Below are 13,345 nucleotides of genomic sequence, written 5' to 3' on the forward strand. Positions count from 1 at the left end.
AGTTTTCAAAGAGCATTTTCGTTTCGCCGCCCAGAGGCGACTTTATTAATTTAACACATAACCACTTGCGAAATCAAGTGTTTTTTTAAACTTTTTTCTCGGCCGCTCTGCGTTAGCGCAGCAGCGACGTTTGTTAATATAACATGGATCACATACAGAAGTCAACACTAATTGAAAAATTTTTATCTCATTAAAATAAAACCTGTTTCTCTGTCGCCATTTTCCCCTTCTTTACATACGACTTCTTGGATCAACAAGCGCTGAAGCATCTTATCTACCACGAGAGGAATCTCGATCTCTGCCTCTTGAATCATCGGATGATTCATCAGCTCTTCCAAACGCCAAGGCCCTGATTTCGTCTCCATGAGCTCAACCAGGTATCGAACAGATTCCTTTGTTCTGGATGCAATCCAAAATTCAATTGCCAGCACAAGTAGTTCAATTCGCTTCTCCAATGCCTCTGCATTAAAAGATAGCTCCTCATACAACTTATAAATAGAAGGATCTATCTGTTTAACTTGCGTCCATAAAGCTGGCTGAGGATGATCTCCCGCTTCATATACAATGAGACGAGCCAAATAGTGAATCGTTTGAATGGCAGAGTGATGCGCATCCAGCATCATACCTTGCTGCAAAAACTCTTTTGTCTCGTGAAAAAAACGAAGGATTTGGGAATACTCCCTACAGATATGTTTTTTCTGGAGAGAAGATGACAAACTAGCCAGGCGCAGTTTCATTTGTTTCATATAATGATCTTTGTCCCAAACGATTTCTGCTCTTCGAAGCATCTCGGCAAGTCGCTCATCCAAACCGCAGATGGCTCCCTTTTCCAGTTGCCACGTGCTGATTTGCTGCTCGATGATCACTTGTTCCTGAAAAAGCATGCGACGGATTTTACCATCAGCTTGGGGCTCATTTACTACGACGAAATAAAAGATTCCCTCGCGAAAGGGCACTAGCATATCCGAATCATTCAAAACGAGCACCGCTTGCACATCCAAACGCTGCTGGAGATTTTTCAGATACGTCTGCCTTAAAGTCATGCCTTGTTCCTCCCTGCCCCCTGGGTTGAACTTATGGATTCTACAAGTCTTGTCGGTTTCCTGCTTGTCAACAGCAAATCCTTTGTATGCTATACTATAGGGTAGGAGGAATGATCATGAAAAATACAGAACGCCTGAGCAAGATCAAACGCATGCGCACATGGGGCAACTGGAGCATGGTAATCGGCATTTTGCTGATGTATACAGGGTACGCATTTTTTGCAGGTTATTTGGACTTTATTCCTTTACTTGGAAGCCTCTTGAAAGGCTCTTACATTTTTATGACGCTGCTTTTGATCATCGGGTTCATTCTGACAATGGGCAGTACAGTCTTGTTTATGATTTCCGGGATGGTCTCCACTTCAGCTCCGCAGGTGCAATGCCCTTCATGCCAAAAAGTTACGAAGATGTTGGGTAAAGAAGACGCCTGTATGTTTTGTGGACAACCATTACGCCTAGAAGACGGACATCCTCAACAAAATCAGACATAATATGATTCCTTCTCATACGTAAAAAGCCACCTGCTAATTCCCGAGCATTCGGGGTGCAAGTGGCTTTCTTTCGTGAAAGCTGTCTATTTTTTATTTCAGAGTCTCATCAATTGCTTGCCATATCTCTGGCACTTCAAAACCACGGCGCCAAGAAGCTACACCGGCCAAGTTGTACTTATTGACGATCTCCATACGCTTCTTCATGGAAGTTACGTCTTCTATCCACATTTTATAGACGTTGCCATCCTTCGAGTCTTTATACTCCACGTAATGTTGACCTGAAGCTTCATCCATAACTGGTGTCAGCTTGCGTTCGTTGATCCATTCCTGGGCTTTTGTCATGGAATAAGCTTTGGAGCTCACCTTCACAGTGCCATCAGCCTGTTTGGATTCTGTCCACAAGCGAGTGTAAAAAGGTACACCCAGCAGCAGCTTTTCGTTAGGGACTTCTTCCAGCACTCCTTGCAAGCCCCGCTCCACCCATGGCAATGATGCGACAGAACCAGCTTTTGGACTCGCTGCCCAATGCTCATCATATGTCATCACCGCAACATAATCGACGACCTCGGCCAAAGCTTTCCGATCCAAGAACATGGACCATTGCTTAGCGTTTGACTTGATCGTCACATCTATAGAAACGGTCAGTCCTTGCTGATGGAGATACGGCGTCAGCTCCCGAACAAACTGAACGAGTTCCTCTTTCTCTTCTAAATATACGTTCTCAAAATCGATGTTGATGCCATCGAGATCGTATAGATGAGCGTAGTACAAGAGTTGGGCAATTAATTGATCTCGCTTGTCATAGCTACTGAGAACAGATTTGGTCCAATCTGGATTAAAGCCGTTTGTAACTAACCCCCAAACCTTGTAGCCCCTTTTATGCGCCCATTTGACGTACGCAGGATCGGCCCTGTTCAATAGATTTCCTTCTGCATCCTTCATTTCAAACCAAGTAGGAGTTACTACATTTACCCCTGGTAATGCACCAATTTTTGAAACATCCGGATTTTTACTGACGACGTGCTCCCATACGAGGTTGATCTTTCCCTCAGGCTTCCAAGCATCATGTTGTTGTCCAGTAGCAGTCATGTGCTCCAGCTGGACTTTGCGTACATCCGTCATTTCAATACTTTTCTCTGAAATGAATCCCCCGACACCCGAGGCCGTCAAAACGCGATACCAGTTATCCTTTTTGCCAAGAACGTCGACAACCTCACCCGCAGACAGCTCTGCTACAATCGGGGTTCGGTGAGAAGCACCGGTACGGACTGCTTGTTTTTCCTCGGCAGCGATCACTTTCGCTTGCTGGATTTCGTAGCCCTCTTTTTCGACGACCAAGACACCCGTATCTGCTTTTCGCTCAAAAGAATAAGGATACAGCTTTTCCAAAGGATCCAACGGGACATAGCGTGTGCCGTCTACCTCTTTAACCGGAACGAGTAAATCCACAGGTTTTTTGTTCAGATAGGCGACAACTTCTCCGCTCTCCATCCGAAGCACCTTATCCTTCGTCGTGACGATAACGGAATGTGTAGGCTCATCCCAAAAAATCGCTGGATCAATGTTTTCTTTAATGAAATCAAAGGGCAGCAATATTTGCTCTGATTCCAATATATACGTGGACTCTTTCCGCGAGCCTTCGTATACAATCACATTTTTGTCACCATTATACGGCTGCACATGCTCGGTTGAGGCACGAAGTACAAAAAACCAGTAAATGCTGCCGAAGATGGCCAACAAGAAAAAGCTCAACAAAAACAGCCTGCGAAAAGCCCTTCGTTTTCTTCGTCTTGGTCGCAGAGTTCTGCCTGACTCCCTGCTCATAATCTCCACCTGCTTCCCGGTACATAAGCCTGTCTTCTGACTTGGGCTGTATGATTTGACTCATTATTCCGATCATAGCGTTGGTTCAATCCATTCACAACCTTTTGTATTCTGGTAATTCACGAACAAGCTTCCTACCAAGAAGAAGACGTACGAGAAGCCAAAAGGTTACAGATATCGACAGAAAGGGAGATGTCCTCCAAAAGCAAACACCCCCTGCATCACCGGGATTATCCGATTCAAGCAGGAGGTGCTCATCCATCAACTACATTCTTAGTGGGGATTCTTTTGACAGGAATCACAAACGCCATAAACTTCCATACGATGTCCGGTTACTTTGAAGCCGATGTCTTTGGAAGCAGCTACTTCTGCATCCCGCAAATACGGAAAGTGGAAGTCCCTGATTGCACCACAGGAGGAACAGATCGCATGATAATGATCTTCTTCCACATTGGCATCGAATCGGCTGGACGCATCCCCGTAAGTGAGCTCTGTAACCAATCCAGCATCTTTAAAGACTCGTAGATTGTTATAAATCGTTGCAACGCTCATATTCGGGAATTTGCCTTCAAGGGCTTTATATATTTCGTCAGCCGTCGGGTGGGTCATCGTTTCCAGCAAATAGGTCAAAATTGCATGGCGCTGAGGTGTCATACGAACCCCGGTATTCTTCAGGATTTCAACAGCTTTCTCCACACGTTGTACCATCTTGTTACACCCCACAGTCTTTCGCAAGACAAAAGAACAAGCTTCTCTAATGTCATTGATTAGAATTACTATAAATAAGTGTACGTCTAGTCGGCGAAAACTGTCAATATCCATTCATTCGATTTGAACAGAAAGAAGTGGAAAATCAAGTTTATCCCTTTGCTTTTGCAGGCTTTTTAGTTGCAGGTTTTTTAGCTTTTTTGGCTTCCGCCTGTGCAAACTTACACATGGATTGAAGGGTACAACTGCCGCATTGTGGATTGCGCGACGAACATACACGTCTGCCGTGCCAGATTAGCCAATGATGTGCATCCGTCCACTTCTCTTTCGGAATGCGCTTCATGAGCTGACGCTCCACTTCGTCCACATTGTCGCTATTCGCAAGACCTAACCGGTTCCCTACGCGGAATACATGCGTATCCACCGCGATCGCAGGAATTCCGAATGCATTGGACAAAACGACATTTGCAGTCTTTCTCCCTACTCCCGGCAACGCTTCGAGCTCGGCGTGCGTTTGTGGAACTTCGCTATTGTATTTTTCGTACAAGATTCTACAGGTCTCTAAAATGTTTTTACTCTTATTCTTATACAACCCGAGCCCTTTTATATGCTCTTCCATTTCTTCCTGTGTCAAATGAAGGTAATGCTCCGGCTGGTTTAGCTGCTGGAACATGGGTGCGGTAATCTCATTTACCCGTTTATCCGTACATTGGGCAGAAAGAATGGTCGCAATGAGAAGTTCAAACGGGGTTGTATAATTCAATTCACAGTGCGCATCCGGATAAAGCTGCTGCAAATTATCCAAAATGTCGGCAACAGGTACTTTGCGTTGTGCCATAAATATATCCCCCTTTTCCCTACATTATACCGCCTTGGTCAACACAGCGATCGATAGCACCGCAGACTGCAACTGTTGTACAATGAGTCTGGAAGTATTTAACGGGAGGAGGTTTTCCATGAAAGTATTCCTGACTGGTGCCACAGGTTTTGTTGGACGGGGTATACTCGAGCGCTTGCAGGCAGAAGGATATGAGACGGTTTGCCTCACCAGAGCTGGTTCAACAGGTAAGCTTCCCTACAACGAAACCGCCAATCCACATATAACGGAAGCGACAGGCGATCTATTTGATAAAGAATCATTGATGAGAGCGATGCAAGGCTGCGATGCTATCATCCACCTCGTCGGAATTATTCGCGAACAACCAGGGAAAGGCATTAGCTTTTCTCGTATCCATGTAGAGGGTACAAAAAATGTACTGGAGGCAGCCAAGCAAGCTGGAATCAAGCGTTTTGTCCACATGAGTGCTCTTGGTGCACGCGAAAACGCCACGAGCGCCTATCACCGAACCAAATACGAAGCGGAGCAGCTTGTGCAAGCGAGCGGTATTCCATACGTCATTTTCCGTCCATCCGTCATTTTTGGTCCCGGGGATGAATTCGTGAACATGCTGGCTGATCTTGTCCGGTTACCTGTCACACCGGTCATTGGCGATGGCTCCTACCCTTTGCAGCCTGTCGCTCGCAAGACGGTGGCCGATGTATTCGTCCAAGCCTTGAGTAGACCCGAATCAACCAATCAAATTTACGAAACAGGTGGGCCTGAACCACTCTCCTACGGGCAAATCCTAGATAAGATTGGCGAGGCAATCGGAAAGCGGAAGGTCAATAAAATTCACATTCCCCTTGCTTTCATGAAGCCTGTGGTAAATATGATGGAAAGATTTCCATTCTTCCCGATTACCAACACGCAGCTCACTATGCTGCTAGAAGGAAACGCATGTAAGGACGGAAAGCTCCTCTACGATACTTTTCACACAGAGAAAATCGACTTTCTCCCGGGAATCACCACTTACCTCCGTGCCTAAAATTGAAGCCCCCTGCTTAATCCCAGGGGGCTTTTGACTATTCGTGGAGCGTTTTTTCAACTGCACTTGTCTCTTTATTTATATGACGAGCCACAACGAACAGATAATCAGACAATCGATTGAGGTATTTGACCACAGACGGGTTTACCTGCTCCTGCTGTGCCACATGGACTGCTTTGCGCTCTGCACGTCTGACGACCGTACGCGAAACATGGAAGGCAGCCGCTGCTGGATGTCCGCCAGGCAAAATAAAATTGGTGAGCGGAGGCAACTTTGCATCTAACATGTCAATCTGCTCTTCCAGAAAAGTAACGTCCTCTTCTGCAATTGGCCAACCGACCTTCTTGCCTTCTGGCGTCGCCAGCTCAGCCCCTACATGGAACAGTTTTGTCTGAATGACATGGAAGACATCCTGCAATTCCTTCCACTCTTCTGTCGTAGACAACAGGGACAGAGCCAATCCAATCTGCGAGTTGGCTTCATCGCATGTACCGTATGCCTCTACACGGTCCGCAAACTTAGGCACGCGGACACCTGCAACCAGCGACGTCTCACCTTTATCCCCTGACTTTGTATAAATCTTCATTCCGTATCCCCTCCACAGGTTCCGTTTACAAAGCTTCTGCGACCAGAATCAATTCTGAGCTATTTGCGTCAAAAGGTGTCTTTGCAAAAGAACCGTATCGTTGTGTGACCTTCAAGCCGTTTAAACGAAGCAGATGATGGAGCTCCGCGGGGAAAATGTAGCGGAGAGTAAATCGACCTTTCACCCGTTCCGTCACAACTCCCTGTGCATCTGTACGCTCGTATATGCGTGTCACTTCGGACAGTTGCTGAAAATGGTCATAACGGGTGTAATCCCACATCGCAACCTCTTCCCCCGATGGAAGTGGATAGGTGCCACGCAAGGACATTTTTTCATTTTCCTCGTAAAAATGATGAATCTTGGGCACAAACACGTTCATGATAAACTTCCCGCCTGGAGCCAGATGCTTGCGAATGCACGTCAATGCCTTCATTTGCTCTTGAACATGCAACAGGTGCAAAAACGACCGAAAAGGAATCATAATCAGCGAGAATGACTCCTGCAGATCAAAGGCGCGCATATCCCCTTGCAATAGCTTCAAGCCGGATGTCACACCTTGTTCCTCTGCTTTTGCCTGCGCCCTTGCCAGCATATCCTGGGATAGGTCAATTCCGGTAACGTCGATGCCAGCCTGCGCCATCGGAATGCTGATTCTCCCGGTGCCGCAAGCGAGATCCAGCACCTTTCCCCCTGCCAGCTTGGCTTGTTCCAGATAGAACTCAACATCACCCGCAACACCGCGCTGAGTGAGGTCATAGTAGTCAGCCCATTGATACATATTGCTCATCTGGTCCTCCTATGCTTGCATTTCTTCTGATTGAAGGTAGGCCATCACGAGCTTTGCCGTGTTGTCGAGCGCTTCTTTATGTGTACGTTCATGAGAGTGTGAAGCATCTACTCCCGGTCCGATCAAGCCATGGACAACGTCATATCCGGCTCTCAGCGCAGCACTTGCGTCAGAACCATAGTACGGATAAATGTCTACTTGATAGTTCAAACCGTTCGCTTGTGCGAGCTTGGTCAGATGGCTGCGCAATCCGTAGTGGTAAGGTCCTGTAGAATCCTTCGCACAAATGGACACGCAATACTCATCTGTCGTCTGTCCGTCCCCAATCGCGCCCATGTCGACAGCCAGGTACTCCACCACGTTGTCAGGGATGCTGGAATTGCCTCCGTAGCCGATCTCTTCATTATTGCTGATAAAAAAGTGCGTGGTGTAAGGCAGCTTCACGCCGGATTCACTCAGTTCCTTCAGAACCCCCAGCAGCACAGCTACGCTTGCTTTGTCGTCGATATGGCGGGACTTGATAAAGCCGCTATCCGTTACCTTCACGCGCGGATCAAAGGAGACGAAATCTCCGACGGAAATCCCAAGCGCAAGGACTTGCTCTTTGGTTGTGACCTTTTCATCCAGTCGAACTTCCATATTCGCCTCATTACGCTCAGCTTTCCCCGCTTCTGAGCTGTATACATGCACGGAGGCCTTGGTGGACAGTATCGTACCGGTTACAAGACGGCCGCTGCCAGTTTCTACAACGCAGTGCTCCCCTTCAATCGCATTGAATGCAAAGCCGCCGATCAAGGTCAGCTTCAAGCGCCCGTTGCTCTTTATTTCTTTTACCATCGCGCCCAGTGTATCGACATGCGCGGTCAAAAGTCTTGCTTTGTCGTTATTTGCCCCCGCTACTGTTGCAACAATTGCCCCTTTGTTTGTCCGTCTATAAGAAACGCCAAGCTTTTCCAACTCTTGTGCAACCCAAGCCATTACTTTTTCCGTATTGCCAGACGGACTTGGGATGTTCGCCAATTGGCAAAAGCTATGTACAACATATTCCGTAGATACACTCATCTGTATGCTCCTCCATTCGCCCATTGCGAAATAAACATTAGGATTGAAGCTCTTCCTTAATAAATTGAAGCACTTCCTGCACATGTCCTTTGACTTTTACTTTTGGCCATACTTTTGCGACGTTGCCTTCTTTGTCGATGACGAACGTAGTACGTTCAATGCCCATATACTCTCGTCCGTACATTTTTTTCAACACCCATACACCATAAGCCTCTGCCACTTGGTGATCCGGATCTGCCAGAAGTGGAAACGGCAATTCGTGCTTCGCGATAAATTTATCATGCGATTTCACAGAATCCGGACTGATTCCGAGAACAACTGTATTCAGCTCGGCAAAGCCCGAATGGAAATCACGGAAGTCGCATGCTTCTGTAGTACATGTCGGCGTTTGGTCCTTTGGATAAAAATAAAGCACTACATTTTGGCCATGAAATTGGGAAAGTGAGAGGGTCTGATTATTGCTCGCCTGCAAAGTAAATGCAGGTGCAGCTTGTCCTACTGCCGTCAAACTTTTCCCTCCTCTCGATAATATCCTGTTTTTGCTGGTCCCATTTTACCACAATCTAGTAGTCACTTCATCCGCATACAAGTTGCGCTTTGATCCAGAAAAGGATAGAAAAAAATAAAATTTGGCCTAGTCAGTTGGATGGTGAATTCGCATGAAAGAGTTTTTTGAAGTAACAGATCCAGAAGCGCTAAAATCGCTTGCTATAGCGGAACGGGTTAAAATTTTGGAACTCTTTGAAGATTTGGAGCCCAGAACGGCCAAACAAATCGCTACAGAACTAGGCGAAAATGCAGCACGGCTACACTACCATGTGAAGGAGCTCGTGCGTGTTGGACTGCTCGAACAAGTGGATACCCGGGTAAAAGGCTCCATTGTAGAGAAATATTATGAGCCTGTTGCCAAGGTTATTCAGGTCAAGCTTCAATTGATGATTGAAGAAAACGCTCAACAATTAAGCGATGTCATGTTTACTCCGTTTCGTACTACGGAAAAGGACCTCATGCGAACTCTCAATCGCTTCGTCGCAAGTGACCAAGATGTTCGGAAAGAATACCAAAATACGTTCGCTTATAATTTGACTGAATTTTATTTGAGTCAAGATGAACGCAATCAATTTGTGGAAGACATCTCTGAGCTGTTGCAAAAGTACAAAGGGTTCAAAAAGGAATCTGGCCGTCGAAAATTCAAGTTTTTCGACATCCTGTTCCCCTTGACTCCAGCTGAGCCAACAGATGATGTAGATGATCCTTTTGATGATTCGGATGAGTAAGTCACCAAGAAAACCATCAGATACGATGGTTTTCTTTCTTTTTCATTTTCATTATCTAATCAAAGGAGGACTCCAATGCGGACAATCTTGTTTGATTTTGACGGCACAGTTGCCGATACCCTCCCCTTGATCTTCACCGCTTTTCGCTCTACCTTTCAGCAGTTTTTACAAGAGCATTACACCGACGAGCAAATTGTAGCTCTCTTTGGCCCCACAGAGACAGGCATTTTGCAAAACAAGCTTCCCACATATGCTCATGACAACGCCCTCGCTCATTTTTATCGTGTATACACAGATGAACACTCCCGCGTACAAAACCCGGAAAATATCCGAAGTATGCTCGATGAACTTCACGCAGCAAGCATCCAAATGGGAATCGTAACCGGAAAGGGACGAAAAAGCGCTGATATCTCCCTTCGAGAATGGGGATTAGACAAGTATTTTTCCGTCGTGATCACAGGGGATGAGGTCACACATCCAAAACCTCACCCAGAAGGTATTTTTACTGCTATGAAACAGCTAGGCGTTACGTCTGCGGAAACCATTTTCGTAGGTGACAGCGATGCTGATGTGTTGGCTGGTCGGGCTGCTGGTTTGCGAACGGTCGGTGTAGATTGGCTTTTAGTTACACAAAAGTCAGGAAAATTCGATCCCGAGCCTGACTACCACTTTACAGATGTGCAAGCTTTTACCGATTGGATACTCGGACGCTAGATGAAAAAAGGGTGTGCCCTGCCGCCGATGCGTGGACACACCCTCTTTTCGATTAATACGCCCGGCCGATCCAGACGCTATGCTGTGACTCTTTGCCGCAGCAAATGCAGGCTTTCTTTTGTACAGGAGGCTCAAACGGGATGTTGCGAGAGGTGAACTTGGTCTCTTCCTTGATCTTCGATTCACAAGCATCATCCCCACACCAGCCAGCTAACACCCATCCGCTCGTTTTGTTTTCGCTCTCGTTTTTGGCAATATGAGCGGATAGCTGCTCCAGTGTATCGATCCCCAAATGTGAGTTCTCATCACGGAAGGCTAGTGCTTTTTGGAACATATTTTGCTGAATCTCTTCCAACAGTTGAACAACCGTCTGCGCGATACCTTCAAGTGAAACTGTCACCTTCTCCCCTGTATCACGACGAGCCAAAATTACTTGACCATTTTCCACGTCACGCGGGCCGAGCTCCAGACGCAGAGGAACTCCGCGCATTTCCCACTCATTGAACTTCCAGCCTGGTGTTTCTTCGCGAAGATCAGCACGGACACGCACTCCTGCGGCCTTGATCTCGTCAAAGAGCGGATCAAACGCCTCCATCACCTTTTCGCGCAGCTTCATCGGACCGACTGGGATCATAATAACCTGCGTCGGAGCCATGCGAGGCGGCAAAACTAGACCGCGGTCATCCCCATGCACCATGATCATCGAACCAATCAGTCGCGTAGAGGTGCCCCATGATGTGGTGTGAACGTACTTGAACTGATTGTCACGATCCAAAAACTTGATTTCAAAGCCGCGCGCGAATTTATCGCCCAAATAGTGCGAGGTACCCGCCTGCACTGCTTTGCCATCCTTCATCATCGCTTCAATGGAATACGTGTCAACAGCACCAGCAAAGCGTTCACTTGGTGTTTTTTGTCCCTTCCAAACCGGAATGGCCAGCTCCTGCTCGACGACCTCTCGGTAAATCTCCAGCATTTGCATCGTTTCCTGACGAGCTTCCTCCTCTGTCGCATGTGCCGTGTGGCCTTCCTGCCACAGAAATTCCGATGTCCGCAAGAATGGCATCGTCCGCTTTTCCCAGCGAAAAACGTTTGCCCATTGGTTGATTAATACAGGCAGGTCGCGGTAGCTCTGAATCCATTGGCTGTACATATGTCCGATGATAGTCTCGGAGGTTGGACGCAGCGCGAGCTTTTCCTCTAGCGGTTCGCCCCCAGCCTCCGTTACCCAAGGCAGCTCTGGATTGAAGCCCTCAATATGCTCTTTTTCTTTTTGAAAGAAGGACTCGGGGATCAGCATCGGGAAATAGGCATTGCGATGCCCTGTCTCCTTGAAGCGCTTATTCATCGCCTCTTGAATTCGCTCCCATAGCTCAAAGCCATCCGGCTTGAACACGATGCAGCCGCGTACCGGTGTGTAGTCCATCAAATCCGCCTTTTTGATGGCATCAATGTACCAACGCGAAAAATCCTCCGATTGCGGTGTAATTTCTTTTACAAACGCTTTGTCCTCTTTCATCCGTCTACGCTCCTTTTTGTTCTTACGTAAAATGCAAAAAATCCCCCATCCCAAAAAGGGACGGAGGATTACCTTCCGCGGTACCACCCTGATTGACTACAGCATACACCATAGTCCTCTCGATAACCCGATAACGGTGGGCATCCGGCTAAGCTCTTCACCAGCGGCTTCAGGATGGGGTGCAGTTATCCTTTACGTATCAGCCTTCCAGACTAGGGCCGACTCTCTGTTACGAGGGAATAGCTGCGGGTCCTTTCATAGCCTTTTGTGACTTTCTATTAAGTAAACATATTAGCGAGTCATATCGTGGTTGTCAAATGTTTGTACGCACAGCGATTCTGGAGCCGAGCTTCACGTAGATCGGATACGCGACCACTGAAATCATTACACCTTTAAAGAGATTGAACGGCACGATTCCGTACAGGACCAATGACCAGATGCTTGTCGCGTTGAACATAGTCAACAGCTGTTCAATTGGCATTTGATAAAGCACAGCGTACGCAGGCAACAGTACATATGCATTTGCCACAGCCATGACAATCGTCATCAAAATCGTTCCCAGAGCAAGACCAGTCAGGAAGCCTTTTTTGCCTTGGCCGAGACGCTGCATGTAGACAGCCGCAAAAATAAAGCTTGATCCTGCTACGACATTTGCAAGCTCACCGATCAAAAGACCATCTGTATTTTTGAAGAGCATGTGCAGTGTATTTTTCAGTACCTCGATAATTATACCCGCTACAGGTCCGTACATGAGTCCCCCGATCAATGCCGGGAGTGTGCTGAAGTCGAGCTTCAAAAAGCTTGGCATCAGTGGTACGGGAACCTCGAGATACTGCAAAATGAATGCAACGGCCGCCAGCATGGGAATCGTCACCAGCTTTTGGGTTGCACGTGTGCGCGAAGAATGCAGCGCTGTTTCTTTCATGTTTACCATCTCCTCATTTTTCTACTCCTTCTTGAGGAATGGCAACAGTCGTTGTAAGCTCACACGTCTTGTTACACAAACAGAATAAACCCTGTGGCTATGTTCCACAGGGCATTTGCAAGCGTATGACAAACCATGCACAAATAAAAGGTACAAGAAACAAGAGGACTGGCCTCTACGTTCTCATCCCGTTTTGCACAGGCAAACAAGCACGTGTGATAAACGTACTGTCGTCATCCTTCTCCCATCCAGACTGTACTGTCGGCTCTGGAATCACACCAGATCCTGCACTCCGTCGCATATTGCAGCTCGGGAGGCTCGCGGGCTTAACATGCACAAAGCATGATCACCGCCGGTCGGGAATTTCACCCTGCCCCGAAGGAATGTGTAGTTGTATACAGCATATTATACTGCTGTTTTTTGATTTGACAATAGAGGAAACTGCCAAAGCGACACTTCTTGTTTATTTTTCCGATGAGTTTAGTGTGAAATAACAAATAAAAAAGACACTTGCTAACTAGAGAGCACCTTATGCTATCATTCG

General features: G+C 47.0%; 14 protein-coding genes and 1 riboswitch. Of the genes, 4 read left to right on the plus strand and 10 right to left on the minus strand.

Translation table 11 applies throughout. The features are described 5' to 3' along the window. Positions 1–182 precede the first annotated feature (182 nt). Positions 183–1,043 carry a hypothetical protein gene (locus C7R91_RS03225; RefSeq protein ID WP_047073751.1) on the minus strand — a complete coding sequence of 287 codons (861 nt, stop codon included), beginning with the start codon at positions 1,041–1,043 and terminating at the stop codon, positions 183–185. A 116-nt stretch (positions 1,044–1,159) separates the two neighbouring features. Between C7R91_RS03225 and C7R91_RS03230 the strand changes: the two genes are divergently transcribed. Beyond that, a complete protein-coding gene (locus tag C7R91_RS03230) occupies positions 1,160–1,534 on the plus strand; it encodes a YgzB family protein (protein ID WP_047073749.1) in 375 nt (124 codons plus the stop codon). A 90-nt stretch (positions 1,535–1,624) separates the two neighbouring features. Here the strand turns inward: C7R91_RS03230 and C7R91_RS03235 are convergent, their stop codons facing one another. From C7R91_RS03235 to nth, 3 genes are all read right to left on the minus strand, one after another. Further along, positions 1,625–3,358 carry a glycosyl hydrolase family 18 protein gene (locus C7R91_RS03235; RefSeq protein WP_047073747.1) on the minus strand — a complete coding sequence of 578 codons (1,734 nt, stop codon included), beginning with the start codon at positions 3,356–3,358 and terminating at the stop codon, positions 1,625–1,627. A gap of 273 nt (positions 3,359–3,631) precedes the next feature. Next, positions 3,632–4,066: a peroxide-responsive transcriptional repressor PerR gene (gene perR / locus C7R91_RS03240; protein ID WP_047073745.1), complete on the minus strand. Its 435-nt coding sequence runs from the start codon at positions 4,064–4,066 to the stop codon at positions 3,632–3,634. Positions 4,067–4,217: 151 nt separating this feature from the next. Continuing rightward, complete coding sequence (nth, locus tag C7R91_RS03245) at positions 4,218–4,904, minus strand: endonuclease III (RefSeq protein ID WP_047073743.1); 687 nt, start codon at positions 4,902–4,904, stop codon at positions 4,218–4,220. Positions 4,905–5,022: 118 nt separating this feature from the next. Between nth and C7R91_RS03250 the strand changes: the two genes are divergently transcribed. Then, positions 5,023–5,931, plus strand: coding sequence for a complex I NDUFA9 subunit family protein (locus C7R91_RS03250; RefSeq protein ID WP_047073741.1), 909 nt, complete (start codon positions 5,023–5,025; stop codon positions 5,929–5,931). 37 nt (positions 5,932–5,968) lie between these two features. Here the strand turns inward: C7R91_RS03250 and C7R91_RS03255 are convergent, their stop codons facing one another. The 4 genes from C7R91_RS03255 to bcp are packed head-to-tail and all read right to left on the minus strand — an operon-like array spanning position 5,969 to position 8,874. Further along, positions 5,969–6,517 (minus strand): cob(I)yrinic acid a,c-diamide adenosyltransferase, encoded by a 549-nt coding sequence (locus C7R91_RS03255; protein ID WP_047073739.1) that lies wholly within the window; start codon positions 6,515–6,517, stop codon positions 5,969–5,971. 25 nt (positions 6,518–6,542) lie between these two features. After that, positions 6,543–7,304, minus strand: a complete 762-nt coding sequence (locus C7R91_RS03260) for a class I SAM-dependent methyltransferase (protein WP_047073737.1) — start codon at positions 7,302–7,304, stop codon at positions 6,543–6,545. Between the two features lie 9 nt (positions 7,305–7,313). Then, positions 7,314–8,366, minus strand: coding sequence for a M42 family metallopeptidase (locus C7R91_RS03265; protein WP_047073735.1), 1,053 nt, complete (start codon positions 8,364–8,366; stop codon positions 7,314–7,316). 37 nt (positions 8,367–8,403) lie between these two features. Beyond that, positions 8,404–8,874, minus strand: a complete 471-nt coding sequence (gene bcp, locus C7R91_RS03270) for a thioredoxin-dependent thiol peroxidase (protein ID WP_047073733.1) — start codon at positions 8,872–8,874, stop codon at positions 8,404–8,406. Positions 8,875–9,025: 151 nt separating this feature from the next. Between bcp and C7R91_RS03275 the strand changes: the two genes are divergently transcribed. Both C7R91_RS03275 and C7R91_RS03280 read left to right on the plus strand, forming a co-directional pair. Continuing rightward, positions 9,026–9,643: a winged helix-turn-helix domain-containing protein gene (locus C7R91_RS03275; protein WP_047073731.1), complete on the plus strand. Its 618-nt coding sequence runs from the start codon at positions 9,026–9,028 to the stop codon at positions 9,641–9,643. A 75-nt stretch (positions 9,644–9,718) separates the two neighbouring features. Continuing rightward, positions 9,719–10,357: an HAD family hydrolase gene (locus C7R91_RS03280; protein WP_047073729.1), complete on the plus strand. Its 639-nt coding sequence runs from the start codon at positions 9,719–9,721 to the stop codon at positions 10,355–10,357. A 52-nt stretch (positions 10,358–10,409) separates the two neighbouring features. Here the strand turns inward: C7R91_RS03280 and proS are convergent, their stop codons facing one another. Continuing rightward, positions 10,410–11,876, minus strand: a complete 1,467-nt coding sequence (proS, locus tag C7R91_RS03285; protein WP_047073728.1) for a proline--tRNA ligase — start codon at positions 11,874–11,876, stop codon at positions 10,410–10,412. Positions 11,877–12,189: 313 nt separating this feature from the next. Beyond that, a complete protein-coding gene (locus C7R91_RS03290) occupies positions 12,190–12,801 on the minus strand; it encodes an ECF transporter S component (RefSeq protein ID WP_047073726.1) in 612 nt (203 codons plus the stop codon). Between the two features lie 232 nt (positions 12,802–13,033). Further along, positions 13,034–13,188: riboswitch (FMN riboswitch) on the minus strand. Positions 13,189–13,345: the final 157 nt, after the last annotated feature.

Source organism: Brevibacillus formosus (genome assembly GCF_003013405.1).
Taxonomy (GTDB): Bacteria; Bacillota; Bacilli; order Brevibacillales; family Brevibacillaceae; genus Brevibacillus; species Brevibacillus formosus.